The 21569-nt window shown below is 55.3% G+C and carries 19 protein-coding genes; 11 read left to right on the top strand and 8 right to left on the bottom strand.

All coding sequences use genetic code 11. From position 1 onward, the window contains the following. Positions 1-3 precede the first annotated feature (3 nt). The gene (locus tag AC09SL_RS03700; protein ID WP_058545168.1) at positions 4-1212 is read left to right on the top strand and encodes an aminotransferase class I/II-fold pyridoxal phosphate-dependent enzyme; all 1209 of its coding nucleotides are present in this window, start codon (positions 4-6) and stop codon (positions 1210-1212) included. A 72-nt stretch (positions 1213-1284) separates the two neighbouring features. After that, on the top strand, positions 1285-2574 hold the full coding sequence (locus AC09SL_RS03705) for a cation:dicarboxylate symporter family transporter (protein ID WP_058545169.1): 1290 nt from the start codon (positions 1285-1287) through the stop codon (positions 2572-2574). Positions 2575-2765: 191 nt separating this feature from the next. Here the strand turns inward: AC09SL_RS03705 and AC09SL_RS03710 are convergent, their stop codons facing one another. The 6 genes from AC09SL_RS03710 to epsC all read right to left on the bottom strand — a co-directional run bounded on the left by AC09SL_RS03710 (position 2766) and on the right by epsC (position 9295). Then, positions 2766-3806 (bottom strand): amino acid ABC transporter substrate-binding protein, encoded by a 1041-nt coding sequence (locus tag AC09SL_RS03710; protein WP_058545170.1) that lies wholly within the window; start codon positions 3804-3806, stop codon positions 2766-2768. A gap of 230 nt (positions 3807-4036) precedes the next feature. After that, positions 4037-5194: a M20 aminoacylase family protein gene (locus AC09SL_RS03715; protein ID WP_058545171.1), complete on the bottom strand. Its 1158-nt coding sequence runs from the start codon at positions 5192-5194 to the stop codon at positions 4037-4039. Positions 5195-5199: 5 nt separating this feature from the next. Then, positions 5200-6717 (bottom strand): aldehyde dehydrogenase family protein, encoded by a 1518-nt coding sequence (locus AC09SL_RS03720; protein WP_058545172.1) that lies wholly within the window; start codon positions 6715-6717, stop codon positions 5200-5202. Continuing rightward, positions 6714-7610 (bottom strand): NAD(P)-dependent oxidoreductase, encoded by an 897-nt coding sequence (locus tag AC09SL_RS03725; RefSeq protein WP_058545173.1) that lies wholly within the window; start codon positions 7608-7610, stop codon positions 6714-6716. The genes AC09SL_RS03720 and AC09SL_RS03725 overlap by 4 nt, the downstream gene beginning before the upstream one ends. Positions 7611-7624: 14 nt before the next feature. After that, positions 7625-8515: a VOC family protein gene (locus AC09SL_RS03730; RefSeq protein ID WP_058545174.1), complete on the bottom strand. Its 891-nt coding sequence runs from the start codon at positions 8513-8515 to the stop codon at positions 7625-7627. Positions 8516-8530: 15 nt separating this feature from the next. After that, the gene (gene epsC, locus AC09SL_RS03735) at positions 8531-9295 is read right to left on the bottom strand and encodes a serine O-acetyltransferase EpsC (RefSeq protein WP_058545175.1); all 765 of its coding nucleotides are present in this window, start codon (positions 9293-9295) and stop codon (positions 8531-8533) included. Positions 9296-9400: 105 nt separating this feature from the next. Here epsC and AC09SL_RS03740 point away from each other — a divergent pair, with 105 nt between their 5' ends. The 3 genes from AC09SL_RS03740 to AC09SL_RS03750 all read left to right on the top strand — a co-directional run bounded on the left by AC09SL_RS03740 (position 9401) and on the right by AC09SL_RS03750 (position 12654). Next, positions 9401-10309, top strand: a complete 909-nt coding sequence (locus AC09SL_RS03740) for a LysR family transcriptional regulator (protein WP_058545176.1) — start codon at positions 9401-9403, stop codon at positions 10307-10309. A gap of 331 nt (positions 10310-10640) precedes the next feature. Next, entirely contained in the window at positions 10641-11033 is a 393-nt protein-coding gene (locus tag AC09SL_RS03745) for a cupin domain-containing protein (RefSeq protein ID WP_058545177.1), read from the top strand. A 247-nt stretch (positions 11034-11280) separates the two neighbouring features. Beyond that, positions 11281-12654 (top strand): spinster family MFS transporter, encoded by a 1374-nt coding sequence (locus AC09SL_RS03750; protein WP_058545178.1) that lies wholly within the window; start codon positions 11281-11283, stop codon positions 12652-12654. Between the two features lie 126 nt (positions 12655-12780). Here the strand turns inward: AC09SL_RS03750 and AC09SL_RS03755 are convergent, their stop codons facing one another. Next, on the bottom strand, positions 12781-13566 hold the full coding sequence (locus tag AC09SL_RS03755; protein WP_058545179.1) for an IclR family transcriptional regulator: 786 nt from the start codon (positions 13564-13566) through the stop codon (positions 12781-12783). A 433-nt stretch (positions 13567-13999) separates the two neighbouring features. On the opposite strand from AC09SL_RS03755, the gene AC09SL_RS03760 reads away from it, so the two are divergent. From AC09SL_RS03760 to AC09SL_RS03775, 4 genes are all read left to right on the top strand, one after another. Beyond that, positions 14000-14389, top strand: a complete 390-nt coding sequence (locus AC09SL_RS03760; RefSeq protein WP_058545180.1) for a cupin domain-containing protein — start codon at positions 14000-14002, stop codon at positions 14387-14389. A gap of 212 nt (positions 14390-14601) precedes the next feature. Next, a complete protein-coding gene (locus tag AC09SL_RS03765) occupies positions 14602-14952 on the top strand; it encodes a RidA family protein (RefSeq protein ID WP_058545181.1) in 351 nt (116 codons plus the stop codon). 86 nt (positions 14953-15038) lie between these two features. After that, on the top strand, positions 15039-16394 hold the full coding sequence (locus AC09SL_RS03770; protein ID WP_058545182.1) for a spinster family MFS transporter: 1356 nt from the start codon (positions 15039-15041) through the stop codon (positions 16392-16394). Beyond that, a complete protein-coding gene (locus tag AC09SL_RS03775; RefSeq protein ID WP_058545183.1) occupies positions 16391-17959 on the top strand; it encodes an L-serine ammonia-lyase, iron-sulfur-dependent, subunit alpha in 1569 nt (522 codons plus the stop codon). Before AC09SL_RS03770 ends, AC09SL_RS03775 begins: the two co-directional genes overlap by 4 nt. 184 nt (positions 17960-18143) lie before the next feature. Here the strand turns inward: AC09SL_RS03775 and AC09SL_RS03780 are convergent, their stop codons facing one another. Then, positions 18144-18548 carry a helix-turn-helix domain-containing protein gene (locus tag AC09SL_RS03780; protein ID WP_058545184.1) on the bottom strand — a complete coding sequence of 135 codons (405 nt, stop codon included), beginning with the start codon at positions 18546-18548 and terminating at the stop codon, positions 18144-18146. 1087 nt (positions 18549-19635) lie between these two features. Between AC09SL_RS03780 and AC09SL_RS03785 the strand changes: the two genes are divergently transcribed. Together AC09SL_RS03785 and AC09SL_RS03790 are read left to right on the top strand one after the other, a co-directional pair. Beyond that, complete coding sequence (locus tag AC09SL_RS03785; protein ID WP_196764446.1) at positions 19636-21078, top strand: ATPase domain-containing protein; 1443 nt, start codon at positions 19636-19638, stop codon at positions 21076-21078. Positions 21079-21099: 21 nt separating this feature from the next. Further along, positions 21100-21462, top strand: coding sequence for a response regulator (locus AC09SL_RS03790; RefSeq protein WP_058545186.1), 363 nt, complete (start codon positions 21100-21102; stop codon positions 21460-21462). Positions 21463-21569 lie beyond the last annotated feature (107 nt).

Genomic DNA, 21569 nt, shown 5'->3' on the forward strand with positions numbered 1-21569 from the left:
TCCATGAGTCAGCAGTTTTTATCCGAACGCGTATTGGGTATTGCGCCGTCCCCCAGCGTCGAAGCTAACGCTTTAGTAGGCAAGCTCAGGGCTGAAGGCAAGGACATCGTCAACTTTACCATTGGCGAACCTGATCTGGATACCCCGGGGCACATTCTGAAAGCCGCACAATATGCGATGGAGCATGGGGAAACCCATTACACGAGCACCACAGGTACACTCGCTTTACGCGAAGCCATTATCTTGAAATTGCAGCGTGACAACGGTGTCTCGTATGGCCTGGACGAAGTCGTTGCGGGTTGTGGCGGCAAGCACATTATTTATCACGCCCTGGCGGCGACGCTGAATCGTTATGATGAGGTGATCGTTCACACGCCGTACTGGGTGTCCTACCCGGATATCGCCAAACTGAACGATGCCACTCCGGTCATTATTCCTGGCTGCGAGTCGAATGGATTCAAGCTCCAACCCGCGGAGCTTGACGCAGCAATCACCCCGAAAACGAAGTGGGTGATCCTCAATACTCCGAACAATCCCAGTGGTGCAGTCTACAGTGAGGCAGAGCTGGAAGGCCTGGCCAAGGTATTGAGAAAGCACCCGCACGTGCTGATCATGTCCGACGAAATCTACGAGCATTTCGTTTACGGAGAAACCGCTCATCTGTCACTCGTCAAGCTGGCGCCCGATCTAAAAGAGCGGACGCTGATACTCAATGGCGCCTCGAAAGGCTACGCGATGACGGGCTGGCGTCTGGGCTTTGGGGCCGGTCCCAAATTCCTGATCGCTGCGATCGGCAAACTGTTGTCCCAAACGACCACGTGTCCTAGCTCGATCAGCCAGGCCGCGGCAGTCGCAGCCTTTGCCGGTGATCAAGCGCCTATCCAGTCCATGCGCGAAATCTACACGGCGCGCAGGGAGCGTATGGCTGATCTGCTGCGTCCCGTTGGAGGCGTGACTTTCACTTTGCCCGACGGTGCTTTCTACATCTATGCCAATGTCGCTGGACTTATAGGTAAGAAAACTCCAGCGGGAGTAAGCATCCAATCGGACACCGAACTGGTCAAATTCCTGTTGGAAGAAGGGGGCGTGGCCACCGTGGCCGGAGCAGCATATGGGCTTTCGCCCTATGTTCGACTGAGCTTCGCGAGTTCGATGGACGTCATTGAAGAGGGCTGTAAACGGTTCCAAATGGCCTGCGAAAAATTGTCCTGAAGCTAACCCCTCCACGCGCGCCTCTCCAGGCGCGCATGAAAGATCATTTACTAAAATAAAAGGCGAATAGCCATGAATAAGCCACGCATACCCCTAGTTATTCAAATAATGTTGGGGCTGGCTGCTGGTATTGTAGTTGGCGCGATCCTTCATCAATTCCCAGAGTCGCGTCCATGGATGATCAGTAATGTTCTCCAACCTGCCGGCGATATTTTTATTCGGTTGATGAAGATGATCGTCGTCCCGATTGTCTTCGCCTGCATGGTTGTTGGCATTGCAGGCAGCGGTGACGGCAAATCCTTGGGGCGCGTGGGTGCGAAAACCCTGGGCTATTTTTTTGCCGTCACGACCACAGCTATTATCGTGGGGCTGGTCATTGGTAATCTACTGCAGCCGGGAACAGGTACGGATCTGGCCAGCCTCAAAGCTGCGGATATCAACATCGCAGCGGCCAGTACCGCCAATCACGGTTTCGCGCAGATAATCGTGAATATCATCCCTGATAACATCGTCGATGCAATGGCAAAGGGGAACCTGCTCCCGGTGCTGTTCTTTGCCGTTATGTTCGGGCTTGGCGTATCGAAGCTGCCAAAGGAGCGCAAGCAGCCCCTGATCGACAGTCTGCGTGGGGTTTCCGAGGCGATGTTCAAGATAACGTCGATGATCATGGCGTATTCACCCATAGGTGTTTTCGGCATGATCGCAGTGACCGTCGCGAACTTCGGGTTCGGATCACTCCTTCCGCTGGTCAAGCTGATTCTCGTCAGTTACGCCGCCATCATTTTCTTCGCTTTCGCCGTATTGGGTTCGATCGCCAAATTTGCCGGCATTGATTTCATCGGTCTGATCAAACATCTCAAAGATGAACTGATCCTGGCGTTTTCGAGCGCCAGCTCGGCAGCGGTCATGCCGCAGCTCATGGCCAAATTGGAAACCTTTGGCGCACCGCGGTCGTTGGTCAGTTTCGTTGTGCCGATTGGATACTCTTTCAATCTGGACGGGGCGTCGCTGTTCCTGGGTATAGGTACTTTGTTCGTTGCGCAGCTTTATGGCATTGACCTGAGCCTTTCCACCCAGGCCTTGCTGGTGGTTACGATGGTTTTGACCTCGAAAGGGGCAGCTGGCGTCCCAGGGTTCATGTTTGTCATTCTGTCCGCCACGTTGGCGAGCGCGGGGTTACCGTTGGAGGGAATCGCATTTATCGCGGGTGTGTACCGCCTGATGGACATGCCTACCACTGCGCTGAACGTTCTGGGCAATGCACTGGCACCGCTGGTGATTGCCAAGTGGGAAGAGAAAAAAGCTGAATCGCGACATTCAGACGCTCGCTCCGCTGCATACCAGCAGAACGAGTCGGCTTGAGGATGTGTTTGCAAACTGGCGGGGAACGTAACTATGCGCACGGGAGAGCTATAGCGTTGCCGGATGAATCAGTTCAATAAACGCCGCCGGGTCCTAGCTCTGACAAGTTACTGATTGAGCCCACCGTCGGCGTAGGTAAGCGATCGAAGGGGCAATGCCCGGCAGTTAGCTAACTGCCGGGCCAGTGAATGTCAGCGTACAGGCGGAGCGTATTGGAGGCCGCCTTGGCTCCACAACGCGTTCAGCCCGCGTTTTATTTTCATGTCGCTACCCGTCCCCAGATTGTGTTCAAAGGACTCACCGTAGTTGCCAACCTGGGCAATAATCTTCGCCGCCCAGTCGTTGGGCAGATTGAGATCCTTGCCGAGTGCACCTTCGGTTCCGAGCAAGCGCGCGATCTCGGGATTCTTGGACGATTTGACCATGTCAGCGACGTTTTTTGAGGTGATGCCCAGTTCCTCGGCGTTGAGCATCGCAGCGAGTGACCAGCGCACCACGGTGAACCAGTCTTCATCACCTCTGCGTACCGCAGGGGTCAATGGCTCTTTTGAAATCACGTCGGGGAGAACCGCGAAGTCATCAGGGGTAGCGAGCTTCAAGCGCTGGCCGTAAAGCTGCGACTGGTCCGAGGTCAGCACATCACAGCGCCCCGACTCCAGCGCCTTGAAACTCTCATCAGAGGTATCAAACGTGATGGGGGTGTACTTCATGCCGTTGCTACGGAAATAATCCGACAGGTTCAGCTCGGTCACCGTACCCGCCTGAATGCAAAAGGTGGCGCCGTCCAACTCCTTGGCACTCTTAACACCCAGCTTTTTGTTTACCAGGAAACCCTGGCCGTCGTAGTAGGCAACATTCGTGAACTGGATGCCCATCGCTCCGTCTCGAGACGAGGTCCACGTTGTGCTTCGAGACAACATGTCGACTTCGCCCGATTGAAGTGCGGTAAAACGCTCCTTGGCGGTCAATTGGGTGTATTTGACTTTCTTCGCGTCACCCAATACGGCGGCGGCAACAGCACGACAGACATCGACGTCGAAGCCATGAAATTCTCCCTTGGCGTCCACGTACGAAAAGCCAGGAAGGCCGTCACTGATACCGCATTGTACGAACCCTTTCTTTTTGACGTTATCAAGCGTAGCGCCCGCATGGGCATTGATTGCAAACACAGTGCCGAGGGTCAGGCACGCTACGGTTGAAGCCAATTTCAATAGCTTTTTTTCTTGTTTCATTATGATGCTCTCGTGTTTGGGAAGGGTAAGTTGCTAAATCCGCGCGCAGCCAGGCCGTCGGCCTGGTTCTGGCGTAGTGTTCAACATCAAAATATGGAGGGCAGAAACAAGAGCAGGGCGTCAGGGCGCCCAGCAAGGACTGTATTTCTTTTTATTATTTGGCATGGTCGTCTTCTTATTGTTATTCCGGCTGGAATACCGGGTTCAAGTGATTTGGACGTCAGCGATCATCAAGTTATTGGTAGCGACTGCTCTACCAATTGGGTCCAAACAGCTACCCCAGGCTCGATAACCTGGTCGTTAAAGTCGTAGTAAGGGTTGTGCAACGCAGCTGACGGTTTCTCCCCATCAACCCCCATCCACAAATAAGCACCGGGGCAGGCCTGGAGCATGAAAGAGAAGTCTTCCGATGCCATTGAAGGGTTACATCCCCACTGGACTTTTGACTCGCCCACAGCCGCAACCGCCGCCCGGCGAACCATTGAGGCTGCTTCCACATGGTTTTCCGTGACGGGATAGCCAACGTGATACGTCAACTGGCCCTTGATGTTGAATGCTCCCGGTAACTGTTCTACGAACTGACCTATCAGCGCTTGGACCTTGTCGCGAACCGGAGACTGCAAGCAGCGTACTGTTCCCTTGATCACCGCCGTTTCAGGAATGACGTTGATCGCTTCGCCTGCGTTGATTTGGGTGACACTGATCACTGCACTGTCGAGCGGGGATAGCCGTCGAGAGGGGATTGTCTGCAACGCGAGAATCAGCTCCGCGGCGGCGATGATGGGGTCCGCCCCTTTGTCCGGCATAGCGGCATGACAGCCTTTGCCGGTCAGGGTGATTTCAAAGGTGTCCAGAGACGCCATCATGGGACCGGGGTTGATTACCACGTGCCCGGCCGGGGCGCCGGGCCAGTTGTGCAGCCCGTAGATGGCATCCATGGGAAAGTGCTTGAACAGTCCGTCTTCAATCATTTTCTTCGCCCCCGCAAGACTTTCCTCGGCGGGTTGAAAGACAAAATGGACGGTTCCGCTGAAATGCCGGGTTTCACTTAGATGGCTAGCGGTAGCCAACAGGATTGCCGTATGCCCATCATGCCCACAGGCGTGCATGCAGCCTTGATGAGTCGATTTGTGGCTACAGTGTCCCAGCTCTTGGATGGGCAGGGCATCCATGTCGGCTCGAATGCCGATCGTAGGACCTTGGCCATTGCTCAAGGTGCCGATCACGCCGGTACCGCCCAATCCGCGATGGACTTCGATTCCAAAGCTTTCAAGAAGCTGTGCGACACGGTCAGAGGTCTGCAGCTCGGCGTAGCCGAGTTCGGGGGCCGCGTGAAATCCGCGGCGCCAGGTAATGGCATCTTCTATCAAGGCTTTGGAGATCGACATGGTGCTTACTCCAGGCTCGCGCCGTAGCCGAAGCTGGCGGCAGGTTTGGCAGCGGTTTCAACCCAAACGCTTTTCACTTCGCTGTATTCGCGAAGAGCGTCCAGCCCGGAGGAACGACCGTAGCCGCTCTCGCCGTAGCCGCCGAAGGGGGAGCTGACGTGAATAGTCTTGTAGCCGTTGATCCAGAAGGTACCGGCGCGAACTTGCTTGGCCACTCGGTGTGCACGACCGACATCTCTCGTCCATACACCGCCGGCCAGGCCGAAACGGCTGTCGTTGGCAATACGGATCGCATCGGCTTCGTCGTTGAACGGGATTGCGATAACCACCGGCCCGAAGATTTCTTCTTGGGCACAGTACAGGTCGTTGGTACCTGCCAGCACGGTTGGGTTGATGTAATAGCCAGGCTTGTTCGGAATGGGGTCCGCATCCTGGCCGACCAGTCTGGCGCCGTCTTTCAACGCACCTTCGACCATGGTTTTTACATGGGTGTACTGCTTGGCATTGTTGATCGGACCGATCTGAGTTTCGGGATCGCTCGGATCGCCGACCTTGAAATTCGTGGCTGCCTGAGCAAGCGCCTGGGTGAACTTTTCAAAGATCGATGCCTGAACCAACAAGCGAGATCCTGATACGCAACTCTGGCCGGCGCCCGAGAAAATCGCTGCCTGGGCGCCGCGCAATGCGATGTCCAGGTCGGCGTCCTCGAACACGATGTTTGCCGATTTGCCACCCAACTCCAGCACCGCAGGGATGCAGCGCTGCGCGGCTGCGACGGCGATGTGTTGTCCTGTTGCTGGCGAGCCCACGAAGACAACCTTACGGATGTCCGCCTTGGCGATAAAGCCTTGGCCGATGGTGTGGCCAAAGCCCGCGATGATATTGACCAGCCCTCTAGATACGCCAGCACGTTCGATTAATACACCGACTACGAGTGACGACAGGGCGGTCAGCTCAGAGGGTTTGAGGATAACTGCATTGCCAGCGGCGATGGCCGGTGCAATCTGCCAGCCGCAGGTGAAAATAGGCGCATTCCAGGGCGTGATCTGCAGAACGGTGCCCAGGGGCTCATAGGTGACGTAGTTCAAATGAGAGGTCGGGACAGGGATGACTTCGCCGTGCAGTTTGTCTGCCCAACCCGCGTAGTATTCGAACATTTCCGCGACCTTGGACACCTCGACCTTGGCGTCACGGATGGGCTTATTGGCTGTCAGCGATTCGATCTGTGCAAGGCAGTCGGTGTGTTCGCGAATAAGTGCGCCAATTTGATACATCGCGCGACCACGCGCTTGCGCAGTGAGCGCCCACCATTGGGCTTGTGCTGCCTTTGCCACTTTGTCGGTATGCGCAATCAACGTCTCATCAGCGTCGGGGAAGGTGAGCAACACACTGTCATCGTGAGCGTTTCGTACTTCTACCGGGGAACCGTGACCATCGATGAACTCACCACCGACGAAGCTGCCGACAACACTGCGATCACCCCAGAATGGGCGCATCAATTCGAGGATTTTTTGAGTGCTCATTGATTATTCTCACGGCCATAAAGCTTGGCATCGGTGCGCTGGACAATCGCGCAAAAGTCTTCGTTATCTGGCAGCGTTTCGCTGCTGGCTTTCCAAAGCAGGGCGACGATCCTGGACAGGGGAAGGTCGAGATCCAGGCTGTCGGCCAGGTCACTGGCAAGGCCTACGTCTTTGCGCATCAAGCCCATGGTGAAACCAGAGTCATACGCTTTGTTCAGTACCCACGTCGGGAACATGATTTGGGTCGCACCGCTGCGGCCCGAACCTGCGTTCAACCCTTGCAACAGCTTTTCAGGTTCCACACCCGCTTTAGCGGCCATCGAGACGGCTTCCGCGGTGCTGATCAAGTGACACGCGGCGAGCATGTTGTTGGCGATTTTTGCCACATTGCCGGCCCCGCATTTACCCACGTGAACGCGCGTACCGCTCATGCCTTCCAGCACCGGCATGGCGCGAGCCAGATCCGCATCCTCTGCGCCGATGACCATCGACATGGTCCCGGTAGCGGCACCCTTAGGTCCGCCGGAGACCGGTGCATCGATGAAGGCGATACCCATTCTTGCCAGTGCTGTGGCGACCTTGCGGCTGGTTTCAGGGGTGGAGGTGGTGGTATCCACCACGATCAGGCCTTCACGGCCGAATTCGATAATTCCACCCTGGCCCAGGCACACCGCTTCCACATGTTCAGCTTTAGGCAGAGACAGGATCAAAACATCCGATTCATTGATCAGCTGCTTACGGTCGGTGATCGGTTTGACGCCTTTCTCTTTAGCCTGGGCGAGTGCCGCTTCAGAAAGATCGAAGCCACTCACATCAAATCCTTTGCCAGCGAGCGTCGCGGCCATGCCACCGCCCATGTTGCCCAAACCAATGACGCCAACTTTCATAGTCATTTGAACAGTCTCAGTTAATTATTCTGTACGAATTCGAGGATGACGTTGCCGGCCGCTTGCGGCTCAACGACGACCCGGCCGGGGAGGTCACGATGGGGGACCTCGTTGTGTTCGAGGATCGATCGCAATGTCATGAGGCTTTTTGTGTGCAGGCGAATGGCAACAGCGTGAGGGGATTGCTGAGCCCTCTGGGGCAGGTCCATGCCTGGAAACTCTTGGGTCGCCGTCGCAGCGTCGATGGCACGCAACACGCCGCATTGGGTATCTGCTTCCAGAACGGCGTCCTTATATTTCACCGCATCGCCGTAGATGGCGCGCCAGCGAGGTTCAAGCAGCTTGGGGTCTGCCAGATAGGTAATGGCGAGAATCCCGTCCGCGCCATTTGGATGGTTCTGCCAGCCTGGAACCCAGATCAGCTCAGGACGATGTTGATGGCAGATAAAGTTGGAGGCATCGGGTAGTGCTGGATCGATAAAGAGCGCCAGCGACACCACCGCTTCATCGTGGCGTCCATCGGGAAGCGTCATTCGGCGGCGGAAATCAATACGTCCCTGGCTTTCGAGTCCAGCCTCGACCATCCGCCCATGATCGGCATCGGCGTCCTTGCTGTGCAGCGCCACCAACGAAACACCTTCCTCGCCGCGGTCAAGGAATTGACCCAGCTGACGTCCGAAGCAGAAGCCGTTCACCGAGTTGGTACCGAACTGGGACGGATCATCGACACCAATCAACTCAATGAAATTACTAGGGAACATCATCAAAGAAGTAACGCTTCCCCACGGGTGATAGCTGACTGGAGAAGGAGCGAATCCCATCCTGCGATAAAGCTCCAAAGCCTCGGCGTGATTTCGCACAGTGACCAGGGGGTGATCGATACCCTGCGGGAATTGAGCAACGGCTGTCATGGTGGTGGCTCCTGGTTAGCCTTGGGATTTTGTTGTGAAGGTGGCGAGAGATGCTGGGGTATTACCGACAACTTTTGCCGGAGCCCCGGCGACAACCGTTCCTGCCACCACGTGTTTGAGCACTACTGAGTTGGCCGCCACGATCGCGTTGGCGCCCACTTCAATGTTTCCGAGCACGGTCGCCCCCGCGCAAATCAGTGCGCCTCGGCGGATCTTCGGGTGTCGGTCGCCGGCCTCATTGAGCGTGCTGCCCAACGTCACCCCGTGCCACAGACTGACCTCATCCTCGACTACAGCGGTCTCGCCAATGACAAGCCCCATGCCGTGATCGACAAATAGCGATTTGCCCAGGCGTGCCGCCGGATGGATATCGATAGCCCAGGTGTTTGCCGCCCAGTTCTGCACAAGCACGGCGCTTTGCACGTCACCTTCAGTCCACAGCACATGGGCAATGCGATAAGCCTGCACAGCCTGGATGCCACGGAACGTGAGGAACGCCGTGAGGTGGTCCAGGCAGGCAGGATTGACGACTTCCAAATGATTGATATCGGCAGCGGCGGCCAGTGCGATGGACGGGGAGGCGTCAATGATTGACTTGAACCAGCTTTCCAATGCCACGTTGCTGGCTTGAGCTTGCAACTGGCGTGCAAGGTTCGCGGCGAGCGCAGCCTCGAAGGTGGAATAGGCCAGCAGGTGGCTTGTCGCATAGTCGCGTAGTGCCGGGTTGCGCTCGGCCAGTTGGTGGGCTTGATCGCGAAGGCGCTGCCAAAGGGGGCTCATATCCATCTCCTGTTGCTGATGGATCGAGTATGGACACGCTGCAGAAGCTCCAGCAATATTCACAAATTCAAAACTTTGTTGCCTTTAGCGCAACACAGGAGAGGTATGAGCTTGGTGCAGGATCGTCGAATCCTTTATTTTTTCGAGGCGGTGAGGCTCGGCAGCGTGCGAGCTGCGGCTGATTTCCTGAACGTTGCGCCGTCCGCCGTAAGCCGGCAAATAAGCCAGCTCGAGCAGGAACTCGGTGCGCCATTGCTGGAGCGGCATAGGCGAGGGGTAAAACCTACCGAGGCCGGTGATCGTGTGCTGGGTTATTACCGCCAGCGTCTGACGCATCAAGAACTGTTGCTCGACTCCCTGCAGGCATTGAGAGGGCTTCAGAGCGGGTCCGTGGTGCTCGCGGTGGGAGAAGGATTCATCGATGGGTTGGCAGGCCCATTGAGCAACTTCTCAACGCTCTATCCAAAGGTCGAGATTCAGGTGAATGTCTGCGGCAGTAACGAGGTCATACGGCAGGTTGTAGAGGATGAAGCGCATCTAGGCTTGGTCTTCAACCCGGCGGCTGATCCGAAAATACGTTCCCACGCCTCGCAACCGCAGCCGGTCCGCGTAATTGTAAATCCACAGCACCCCTTGGCCCAAACCAAAAGTCCGATTCCGCTTGAAGGGTTGGATTCGTATCGATTGGCGTTGCCAGGTGTCTCCTTTGGTATCAGGCAGATTCTCACGCTCGCTGAGCATCAGTTAGGTGTCATGCTAAATCCGACCTTGACCTGCAACACCATCGCCATGCTCAAGCGTTACTCCATGCAAGGCGGCGTGACGCTCCTGCCCACGTTCGTAGTGGATGAAGAAGTGGAGGCCGGTGGTCTTTGCACCTTGGCTCTGCACAATGAGATTTTTGCCAGCCCGCGAGTGCATTTGATCAGCCGCTTGGGAAGGCAACTGAGTGTCGGCTCGAGTCGCTTACTCACCATGTTGCTTCAGGACATGTCCGCGTTTAAACCGCGCTGATCCATCCGATTATTGATCGACGTTCGTCGCGAGTACCGTCCCTCTGTCTCTCCTCGTGAACCGCCGTAGCGTTTAGAAGCTGTGCCGGAGTGTTCCGGTCTTCGCCGGTGACGTTGCTCCCCTGACCAAACAAATCACCCAATCGTCATTGTGCTTTGCGACCAGCGGCCTCTTGACGCCTTTAAACACCGGTGTTTCACTATACGGACTCAAGGGTTCACAATGTGATACTTGATGAGGATATAGTAGCGTCTGGTAATCGAGGCTTCATCGCGTACCAGCCAGCTCTCTACACAGCCTGAATAACCATAAAAAAGTGGAGACCCGAAAAATGACCGATTCCAATGACGGAAAATTCTGTATTTCACGCGCCGATGAACCCTTCACTGATGATGGCTTCCGCGACTGGTTGATCAAGCGCGATCTGGGCTTGGAACAGGCCACCAACGGTGCTTACGGTGGACAGATCACCCGGGCTCGTGAACTTGGCCACACCACGGGTGCTCATTGGCATCCGATGAGCTTCCAGATGGTTTACGTGCTCAAAGGCTGGGTGAAGTTCTGGTACGAAGGGGAGGGCGAGTTCACCTTCTACGCGGGGGACTTCGTTTATCACCCACCAAAGGCTGCTCACGACTTGCTGGAATACTCTGAAGACATGGAGTTGCTGGAGGTGTTCTCTCCTGCCAACCCTGGCACGGTCGACACCGAAAAGGCCGCCTGACAGCGAATGTCCCGGCCCGGCTGAAGCAGTTGGGCCCGGACACCGGCGCCACGCTTATCGAAAGAAGTTCTGGTTCACCCAATAAAAACAGATGTCATTGCGTGCATGGCTTGTAGGGATGCTTAGCAACCCAACCATGAAGGAATGCTACAGAAGCCATAACCGTGGATTCTGAGGTGCAGTCGTTATAGATAACGACACCCCAATTAAATGACCTGCCTAGTAAAAAAATAACAGGAGGCGTTTCATGACCAAGAAGACCTATCAACCTAAAGAGGACCTGTCCGCAGGTTCTTCAGATAGCGGATCCGACCAATATGTTGCCGGCGCGTGGCTCGCAGTCGCGATCCTCACATTGGTATATGCAGTAAACATTGCTGACCGCTACGTCCTCTCCACCTTGCTGGAGCCGATCAAGGCTGATTTCCAGCTGAGTGACGGAGCCACGGGTATTCTCACTGGCGTCTCGCTTGCCATCGTTTATACCCTGGCCGGCCTTCCAATTGCCGCCCTGGCCGACAGAACCAATCGCAAAAAACTAATTGCGATTTCAATTGTTGCCTGGTCCAGCATGACGGTTGTCTGTGGATTAGCCACAAACTTCTGGCACATGCTCCTTGGACGTGTTGGCACGGGTATCGGAGAAGCGGGTGCGACTCCATCCAGTCATGCGCTGTTGGCGGACAAGTTCAAGGATAAAGCCCGTCCGTTGGCGCTTTCCATCATGGGATTGGGCGCGAGTATCGGAGCGTGGCTGGGAGCGTCAGGCGCAGGCATGTTGAATGATGCTTATGGCTGGCGCGAGACCCTGATCATCTTCGGTGTGTGCGGTTTTCCGGTCGCATTGATTACGCTGATGATCAAAGAGCCCAAGCGTGGCCAAAGTGATGTTCAGGTTAAAGATGCGTCAACCAGCGCTGGCCTTGTCGATACGCTGCGCTACATCGTCGACAAGAAGAACCGTGCGCTATTTCACGTGATGCTGGGTTCAGGCGTGGTGTCTTTTTGGGGGTGGGGGCTTGTCTGGTGGGTTCCTGCGTTTCTTTCGCGCTCGTTCGGTCTGACCACTGGTGAAGCCGGTGCGATGCTCGGCCCGATCTACGGGATAGGCGGCACGGCTTTGATGATTGTCACTGTCATCGCCATGGCAGTGCTCAAGAATCGGCCCACAAGCTGGCCGTCGTATTTCACCGCAATTTTTACGCTGATCGGGACGGTTCCATCGGTCGCGCTGTTTCTCACTCATGACCTGCAGGTTGCCAAATGGATGATGTGGGCGTTTATTCCCGCCATCTATGTCTTCATTGGTCCAACTGCGGCCTTGGTGCAGAATTTGCTGCCTCCTCAGATGCGAGCCAAGGGTGCGGCGATCTATATGTTCATGTCGAACATCCCGTGCCTTGCACTAGCGCCACTGATGATCGGATTCAGTTCTGACATCATGCAGCCTTACTTGGCGGCCCCTCAAGAGTCGCTGCGTTGGGCTCTGCTGGCCACCTCGTTCACGGGTGTATGGGCAGCCTATCACTACTGGGCGGCGGGTCGGCTGATGAAGCCGGGAGCGTCCTCCAAACCGGATACAACCATTGTAGGTTCGCCAAAGGTGGTTGCTGCCGGCTGATTGTCTGGAGAGGTTGCTGAGGTTTCCGTTTCTGAAGCGTCCCGTTGGATGATCGGCAATAAAGAAAGGCCCGGCTTACGCCGGGCCTTTCTTGCATGTGCGGATCTGCGGAGGATTGGTTGACGATCAGGTCTTGGCTGCCATGTTGCCCAGCTTTGCTGAAATGTCGCGTGCCGCCGATACCGCGCCGTCTACATAGAACTGCAAGCGGGCTGCATCGTAGCGGAAGCTAGGGATCGAGATTCCGATCGAGGCGATGACCTCCCCAGAGAGGTTGAATATGGGGGCCGCTACGCCATGAATCCCAGGTGTTTCTTCTTCTTCATTCAGGGCGTAGCCGCGCTCTCGAATCGCTGCGAGTTCTTCGAGCAACTTATTCTTGGACGTGACGGTATGGGCTGTGAGCGGCGACAGCTCAAGGCCATCGACAAGCCGGCGAAGGGCATCATTGGGCAGAAATGCGACGATCACCTTGCCGCTGGCAGCTGCATAGGTTGCTGAGGTTGAACCGAGTTTGCCTACGGCGCCTATCGCTTGGCTGCTTTCAGCAATATCGATGTAAACCGTATCGCGTCCATCCAGGACCGCCAGGTGCACAGCTTCGCTGGTGTGGTGGCTCAGCCGCTTCAGCTCTTCGTGTGCGACTTCTCGGATATCAAGTTGTTCAAGCACCTGGAAGGCGAGCCTAAGGAAGCCTACACCCAGATGGTAGCTGCCGCTCTTAGGGTCATGGCGAACGAGCCCTTCAACCATCAGCGCTTTGATAATTCGATACAGGGTCGGTTTGGGAAACCCTGTCTGGGCCATCAGGTCCGCAAAGCGAGCGTTGCGTCCCCCTTCCGAAATTGCGCGAAGAACCTGAATCCCCTTTGTCAGCGCAAGGGTCCCTGGAATCGACTCTGAACTGGCCACACCTACTCCGTAACTGGTCTGTTTATCCGGCCAGTGTGAGGTGGTTCGCAAGCAAAAACAAGGCGCTAAGCCCGCTCCAGGCCAAGCGCCTTCAGGCATGAGCTTCATTAGACCGCTACAGCGAGTCTGCGAAGGAATCGCCAGCGAATAAGACTTTCCTCGTTCAGCAATTCAGTCCAGCCAGGCATCGCATTTCGTCCGCAGAAGCTTGACGGAAAAAATAGGCGATGTTTCAATATGTGAGCTCCAAGGTCCACATGGTGGAACTTTATAAATGGCTTGATACCCTTTTCGTGCAATGGGGTTGGGTTCAGATGGGGGTCTCGTCACTCTTAGTGGGCTTTGGTGCACCAGCGTGCGTTAGCTGCTGGCCATTTCAATCTTCCATGCCTTGACTGGCCTTGAATTACAAAAAAACATCGGAGATTTTCAAATGAGTGATTCCCAAGACGGCAAGTTCTGCGTTTCCCGTGCAAACGCCCCCTTCACCGACGACGGCTTCCGCGATTGGCTGGTCAAGCGTGATTTCGGCCTGGCAGAAGCTACCAATGGTGCATACGGTGGCCAGATCACACGTGCCCGGGAGCTCGGCCACACCACAGGCCGGCACTGGCACCCAATGAGCTTCCAGATGGTCTACGTGCTCAAGGGTTGGGTGAAGTTCTGGTACGAGGGGGAAGGCGAGTTCACCTTTCATGCGGGGGATTTCGTTTATCACCCTCCAAAGGCTGCACACGACCTCATGGATTACTCCGAAGACATGGAACTGCTGGAAGTCTTCTCGCCTGCCGAGCCGGGCACTATGGATGTCAATGCAGCCTGATTAGTCACTGAGCGTGGATGGCGCAACCTGATCGTTGCGCCATCCCTTCGGTTCATCAGAAGACCGCCTGAGCGGACTGTCCGCGTACCAACATCAAAGAAGTCGCCCCGGCCATGCTTGAGCACCACGTCGGTGTTCGAGGTTGCTGGGTGTCACTTCCTCCCCGACGATAGCCGGGGAGTCGAGTAATCGAAAACGAGGGATATAAAAATATGTCGATTGTCCGTAAGCACGTCGGAAAGCGCTTGACCGAAATCGTAATCCACAACGGTACCGTTTATTTGGCTGGTCAACTGGCCGATGACTTCGTTGGCGACGTCCGTGAGCAAACCAGGCAAACGCTCGCCAATGTTGACCGCAAGTTGACCGAGGCCGGAACCGATAAATCCAAAATTCTCTCGGTTACGGTTTACCTGAAAGACATCAACGCTGATTTCGCCGGCATGAATGAAGCCTGGGATGCCTGGCTTGACCACGAAGCGATCCCCGCACGGGCAACCGTTCAAGCGGCCCTGTATTCACCAGATGTTCTGGTGGAAATGTCGATTACTGCTGCCCTCTGAGATGTCCCTCTGCAAGGCTCGCGGCAACGCGGCCCTTGCAGCTCTCAGCAATGGATGCGGTGATCCAGAATATTCAGGCCTCGTGAATGAAATCAGAGCTTTCATTGAGTGAGCATGCGATACGCTCCTGGAGAAATATCCGTCCCTTTCCCCAGGCATTTGTCCCCGTTGTCACATTGTGCGTTGTTACGCTTATCTTTGCGGTGAACATTGCGGATCGCTATGTCATGTCCACTTTGCTGGAACCCATCAAAACCGAATTTGGCTGGGGTGATTCGGCAGTAGGATTCGCAACCGGCGTATCCCTCGCCCTGGTATTCACAGTTGCGGGCTTACCTCTCGCGACCTTGGCAGACAGGTCCAGTCGCAAGACCGTCATCTGCGCATCTCTGCTGTTTTGGTCCACGATGACGGTAGCCTGTGGCTTTGCCGCAGGATTCTGGCAGATCCTCGCTGCGCGCGTCGGTGTTGGCCTAGGACAAGCGGGCTCTACCCCCGCCAGTCATGCACTCATTTCCGACAATTTTCCCCCGCGCGCTCGCGCAGTAGCTTTGTCCATATTCGCGTTGGGCGCGACAGGCGGCGCATGGCTTGGATCATCTGGGGCAGGCTTGCTTAACGACCAGTTTGGATGGCGCAGCACCCTGATCTTTTTTGGGCTGGCAGGGCTGCCAATTGCCCTGCTTGGGCTAATGCTGCAGGAGCCTGTACGCGGGAACCTGGATCAGCATCAGATTGCGCCGACGCAGGCGAGCTTGGTGGATACTGTCCGCTACATACGCTCACACCCTGCGCTTTCGCACATTATGAAAGGTGCCACACTCTATTCGTTCTGGGGGTGGGGGATCGTTTGGTGGATACCGGCATACCTCTACCGGGCCTATGGGTTGTCCACCGGCGCTGCTGGACAAGCCATGGGCCCCGTCCACGCTATCGGCGGTAGTTTGTTGATGTTCATCACTATTGCCGTCATGACGTATCTAAGGTCCAAGCCTGTCCACTGGCAATCCGTGTACGTGGGGAGTGTGGCGGTGTTGGCCACCATTCCTGGTGTGTTGCTCTTCACTATCGCCACTCGGGAAAACTACCTGGCCTTTCTCTGGGTGTTCGTCCCAGCCATCTACGTTTATCTAGGGCCGACAACGGCACTTATTCAGAATTATCTTCCGCCTGAGATGAGGGCCAAGGGTTCCGCCATTTATATGTTCAATTCGAATATCGCATGCCTGGCGGCGGCCCCTATGCTCATCGGAGCAGGCTCGGACGTAATGCAGGCTTTAGGTGTGGATGCCCTTCAGTCACTGCGCATCATGCTGGCAGGCATGGCCTTGTGCGGATTATGGTCTGCCGTTCACTACGGGATGGCCGCGCGAATCATTCGGGCGAATTGCAAGCCTGAGCCTTTACATAAATTCGAACCACTGAAGTGGAAGCGACCATGACCCAAGACATCAGCCTGCTCAACACCGTAATCGGCCCCGTCATGCGCGGCCCGTCAAGCTCGCATTCCGCTGCGCCCTACATGATCGGCAAAACCGTGAGGGAGTTGGCTCTGACAACTGGCGAACGCTTGAAATCGGTGCTGATCTGCTTCGACCCTTCAGGCTCTTTCGCCCAGGTCTACAGCAACCAAGGCAGCGATGAGGGGTTTGCAGCCGGCTTGGCGGGTGTGGAGATCGCATCTGAAGCTTACACTCAGGCGCTGGTTCGTTTGGAGCGGGGCGAGGCGTTTCAATTCAATATCGAGATTTGTCCCTTGGAACGTAATGATCATCCGAACCGGGTTGATCTCCATGTGTGTGTGGAAGGTGCGCAGGGGGCCCGCAGCGATGTCTTCGAAGGTGTTTCACTCGGAGGCGGGACCTTCCTCGTTACCCATCTCAATGGGCGACACATCAACGTCGACGGCTGTGCGCACACGTTGATTGTGGAGCAGGACGATCCGGACCTGGCCTCTATCAATGCATGCCTTGAAGGCGTCCGGGTGTTTGACCAGCGTCGACTTGACGGAGCGGCTTTATATTCGATCGCAACGCCGCCTTCCTCGCAGATGTTGGCCGATTTGCGTGGCCTGCCGGGCACACGATTGGTTCGTACCGCGCAGCCAACGCAGGAAGTCGTCTGCAATCGTGAGCGGACGTTGCAAGGGGCCAGCCACCTCCTTCAGCTCGTAGCGGACGACGCCGACCTCGCGGTCTATGCCCTTGAATATGAATGCCACCGGCTCAATCAGAGTCCGGCGGAAATTGATAATCGCTTTATCGAACGCGTTCGTTTGATGGCCGCGTCGGTCGCCGCAGGCCTGTCAAAAGAAAACAGCGTCGGTATGAAATACCTGCGTCCTACCGCGCGTAGATTTTCCCAGGCAAAGCTTCCAGAGCCGCTCGATAACAGCTTCCTTAAGTCGGCGATTGCCGGGGCACTTGCGGCCATGGAAGAAACCACCAGCCGCGGCGTTGTTTGTGCCGCACCTACTGCTGGGAGTGCCGGCATTGTCCCTGGCTGTTTGCACGCTCTGCGAGAGTTGGGAGCATCAGACGTCGAGTTGAGCAATAGCTTGAAAGTGATGGCTTTGATCGGCGCACTTTTTGCGGTAAGAGGTTCTTACGCGGCCGAAACCGGCGGCTGTTCGGTTGAGACCGGTACGTCGTCAGCGATGGCGGCGGCGGGCATCACTCACTATTTCGGAGGTGCGCCTGCACAAATTATCGCAGCCGCCTCAATTTGCCTGATGAATACGTTGGGACTGATATGTGACCCGGTTGGAGGGGAGGTCGAAATTCCCTGCCATGCGCGAAACATCGCCGGTGTCGGCCACGCTTGGAGCGCTTCCACCGCAGCCTTGGGTGGTTTTGACGCAGTGATCTCCTTTGACGACTTGGTGGAGCAGACGGTCAAGATCGGGGCCATGATGCACCCAGACTTGCGCTGCACTGCTCGTGGCGGGTGCGCAACCACTCCGTCTGCCTTGCACCTCGTTAACGTCAAAAACCTAAAGGTTGGTTAAAGCAGTACCCAAAATCATGGGTACACAATTCGCGACCCTTCTAGGTGTAAATCTTATTCAGGACGGGACAGCGACCCTATTCAGGTCAAGATCGAAATTACGCATTACTCGACCTCTTGATTTTCGAATGAGTGCCACAATCGCAACCCTGTCTGCCATCTGATCGCACGGCAATGAAAAACGTTTATTCAGCGAAGCAGAATTCGACTTGCTGGGACTTCATCACTGAGCGACGAATTGAGGGCTTAGTAGAGGGGCGTGGAGTTAGTGACTCAGCCCCCGACGAAATCGCCAGATTCTCAAGAACACCCTCGTGGGCTAGATCCGCCAGTTCCTCTTGGGTACGACGCAGCAAAGCGTTTACGGACTGACCTGACTCGGCGCAAAGAGTAATAGCCACCAGAGTCAGAGGATTCACACTGAGTGAGCCACTCAAAGCCGTGATCATCTCTAGCGTTGGGCTTGACTGGGCTCGCTCTAATTTTGAGACGTATGTTCGACTGCTGACTTCGGCGAGATTTCTCTGAGTCAATCCTCTGCCGGCGCGCATCGCTTTAAGCACAGCAGCAAAAGCATTTTTGAGCGACATAAACACGTTCCTGATTCGAGCCTGCCTCTTTGAGCGTCGATATGCTGGAGAGAGCCATTCTAGACGAACCGAAGGCTATCACGGTATCGCATCCGTTCTGAACGATCCTCCATCCATCCTCAGTATGGAACATACCGGTGATGCTAGGCTCCACCGCAGGACGATATTTGGGGGAAAGGAAGATGGCTGAACTGAATAAGGACCAAGCGCTTAATGTATGGAGAGAACTGCTTCGAAGGCCGAAGGGCCGAGCAGACGCTGAAAGACAGTATGACCTTCTCCTACCAATTGCTGACGAATATAGGCAGCAGGGAATCATCAATAACGCTGAATGGCGAGGGCTTGCTGAGGAAGCTGTAGCGTTCTACGCCCGATCCATCGCGGAAGTTTCGTACACGAGTTTAGCGACAAATATCAAGCAGAAACCCGTCTAGTGGCGGGCTCTATGTTGCGGTGGAATGGTCATGCTGGATTGATTGCTGAGATTGCCAGGTGGTTGCGCTCTGTGAGTTTTCAAGCCCTGTCGGGCTAGCTGGATGTCTCCAAAGATATGTTTGGCGAGGCTTTTTAATCCAGCTTCCCCTCGATAGTCGCTTCTTACCAATCCCACCACCGCGAATGATTCGCCGGTCTCACCGGTCACCGAGAGTGAGGCAGTACCGTCGGCGCAAAGGACACATTTGACCGTGCAACCTGGCAGTAAGCATCCCAAGGCGGCCTCTATTTCGGCCCTACTTAGTCTATCCATGATGCAGTCTCGGGTTCGTAGGAGTCAGAGGGTAAGTCAGAAATACAGCTGGTAATACGGTGGCCCGATGCCTCTCTGAGGTCAGCTTATGCCGCCGGGAATCCGCTCGATCATCGGCCAGCGGTCGTGTCTCCATGCATATTCCGGGGGAGGGGATGTGGAGGCGAGTTGCATCCGGCAGCTTTGTCCAGAAGCATTCGCTTTTGGATGGTTACTTAGCGCCCAAAGCGAACGATCTTCCTCATCTACTTTCTACTCAACCTGAATAGCCTCGAATTAGAAATGGCGTTAGCATTTCATCCATCCGGCTTAAAAGCCTGTTTTTCAGATCAGGGTCACATCGTGGAAAAGCTCAAACGCCTTCAAAGCGGAATCGAAGGGCTCGACGCTCTGCTTAATGGAGGGCTGGTCGCGGGCGCTTCATACATAGTCCAAGGCCGCCCAGGTTCAGGCAAAACTATCCTTGCCAACCAGCTTGGCTTCCATCACGTGCGCAATGGCGGCCGCGTTCTAGTCGCCACGCTGCTGGCCGAGTCACATGACCGTCTGTTTCAGTTTCTCTCTACTTTGAGCTTTTTCGACTCATCCAAAGTTGGGGCTGAAATCCAATTTGTCAGCGCATTTGATACGTTGGAAAATGAAGGCTTGGATGAGGTAGTAAAACTGCTTCGGCGTGAGATCAGTCGGCAGAAGGCGACCGTCATGATCGTCGATGGTTTGCTCAATGCGCGTTCGAAGGCCGACTCGCCTATCGATACCAAGAAATTCATCTTAGAGCTGCAGGGACATGCAGCGTTCGCCGGTTGTACCGTATTGTTCCTCACCAGTTCGCGGCTTGACGATGGTAGTCCAGAGCACACGATGGTCGATGGTGTGATCGAAATGGGAGAGGAGCTATTCGGTACTCGTTCGGTACGTCGTATTCAACTGCGCAAGACGCGAGGCAGCAGCGCATTGACCGGCCTCCACGAGTGCGAAATCAATGATGACGGCTTAGTTGTCTACCCTCGTCTGGAAAGCCTGTACAGTCGTCCTTCGTCGTCCGACAGTGCAGACATGACGCGTATAGCCAGTGGGATTGATTCACTGGATGACATATTGGGCGGGGGCCTACACAGCTCTAGTGTGTCTCTGGTCATGGGGCCTTCCGGGATCGGTAAAACGACGCTGGGTCTCAAATTTTTGGCTAAGTCGACGGCAGATGCCCCAGGCCTACATTTTGGATTCTATGAAAGTCCACAGCGGTTACGTCTGAAAGGGCTCTCGCTGGGCATCGACATCGAAGCCATGGAAGAAAGCGGTGCGCTGAGTATCGTCTGGCAGCCCACCACTGAAGGTTTGTTGGATGGACTCGGTTCAAGACTGTTGAGCATCGTTAAAGAAAAGGGCATCAAGCGCCTGTTCATCGACAGCCTAAGCGGTATGACGCGCGTTTCGACAAATCCGGGACGGATTACAGACTTCTACAGCGCCCTAATGAACGAGCTGCGCTCCAGAGGCGTTACGGTATTCGCTTCTTGGGAAATGCGTGACCTTTTCGGTTCCGAGATCAGCTCACCCAACTCTGACCTATCAAGCATCGTCGATAATTTGATGCTCATGCGTTTCTTTGAGAATCGCTCTGAACTAAGCAGGACGCTTTCCATTCTTAAAGTACGAGATAGTTCCTATGACCCCTCGCGATTTGAGGTGGTCATTCGTGATCAAGATGTTTTCCTGAAAAAGGCTTGGAGAAATGAACCTTCAGTCGCGACTGAGCCCTTGCCTGGTTCAATTTCATAAGTCTTTGAGCAGGTTGAAAACATGACCACCATCCTGGTCGTCGACGACGAGTATCTGATCGCTGACATTCTCAGCTTCGCGCTGGAGGATGAGGGCTTCATGGTCGTAAAAGCCAGCAATGGTAGAAAAGGACTCGAGGTGCTCGAAAGGGAACGGCCAGCGTTGATTCTTACCGACTTCATGATGCCGGTTATGGACGGCCAAGAATTCGCCACGGCTGTGCGAGCTCTTCCTTCCGGCAACCATTTGCCAATCATCTTAATGAGCGGTGCTCAGGCACACATCGGTATGCAGAGATCCGATTTGTTTGATGTGGTGCTGCCAAAGCCATTCGACATAGATGTCATCATTGCAGAAGTTAAAAAGCTCTTGGCTTCGGAGTAGCTCGTGCACGGTAGGGCGTGATGAGTATCGAGTCAAAAGCGCATCCGGGGCAGCCTTAGACATTGACATCATGCAAATTTTCAAGCTCGTGGTGCGCTGACTTGTTT

The sequence above is a fragment of the Pseudomonas sp. PF05 genome (assembly GCF_056521845.1).

Coding starts and splice junctions, on each gene's coding strand:
- AC09SL_RS03700 (WP_058545168.1), top strand. CDS start 4: ATGAGTCAGCAGTTTTTATCCGAACGCGTATTGGGTATTGCGCCGTCC.
- AC09SL_RS03705 (WP_058545169.1), top strand. CDS start 1,285: ATGAATAAGCCACGCATACCCCTAGTTATTCAAATAATGTTGGGGCTG.
- AC09SL_RS03710 (WP_058545170.1), bottom strand. CDS start 3,806: ATGAAACAAGAAAAAAAGCTATTGAAATTGGCTTCAACCGTAGCGTGC.
- AC09SL_RS03715 (WP_058545171.1), bottom strand. CDS start 5,194: ATGTCGATCTCCAAAGCCTTGATAGAAGATGCCATTACCTGGCGCCGC.
- AC09SL_RS03720 (WP_058545172.1), bottom strand. CDS start 6,717: ATGAGCACTCAAAAAATCCTCGAATTGATGCGCCCATTCTGGGGTGAT.
- AC09SL_RS03725 (WP_058545173.1), bottom strand. CDS start 7,610: ATGACTATGAAAGTTGGCGTCATTGGTTTGGGCAACATGGGCGGTGGC.
- AC09SL_RS03730 (WP_058545174.1), bottom strand. CDS start 8,515: ATGACAGCCGTTGCTCAATTCCCGCAGGGTATCGATCACCCCCTGGTC.
- epsC (WP_058545175.1), bottom strand. CDS start 9,295: ATGAGCCCCCTTTGGCAGCGCCTTCGCGATCAAGCCCACCAACTGGCC.
- AC09SL_RS03740 (WP_058545176.1), top strand. CDS start 9,401: ATGAGCTTGGTGCAGGATCGTCGAATCCTTTATTTTTTCGAGGCGGTG.
- AC09SL_RS03745 (WP_058545177.1), top strand. CDS start 10,641: ATGACCGATTCCAATGACGGAAAATTCTGTATTTCACGCGCCGATGAA.
- AC09SL_RS03750 (WP_058545178.1), top strand. CDS start 11,281: ATGACCAAGAAGACCTATCAACCTAAAGAGGACCTGTCCGCAGGTTCT.
- AC09SL_RS03760 (WP_058545180.1), top strand. CDS start 14,000: ATGAGTGATTCCCAAGACGGCAAGTTCTGCGTTTCCCGTGCAAACGCC.
- AC09SL_RS03765 (WP_058545181.1), top strand. CDS start 14,602: ATGTCGATTGTCCGTAAGCACGTCGGAAAGCGCTTGACCGAAATCGTA.
- AC09SL_RS03770 (WP_058545182.1), top strand. CDS start 15,039: ATGAAATCAGAGCTTTCATTGAGTGAGCATGCGATACGCTCCTGGAGA.
- AC09SL_RS03775 (WP_058545183.1), top strand. CDS start 16,391: ATGACCCAAGACATCAGCCTGCTCAACACCGTAATCGGCCCCGTCATG.
- AC09SL_RS03780 (WP_058545184.1), bottom strand. CDS start 18,548: ATGTCGCTCAAAAATGCTTTTGCTGCTGTGCTTAAAGCGATGCGCGCC.
- AC09SL_RS03790 (WP_058545186.1), top strand. CDS start 21,100: ATGACCACCATCCTGGTCGTCGACGACGAGTATCTGATCGCTGACATT.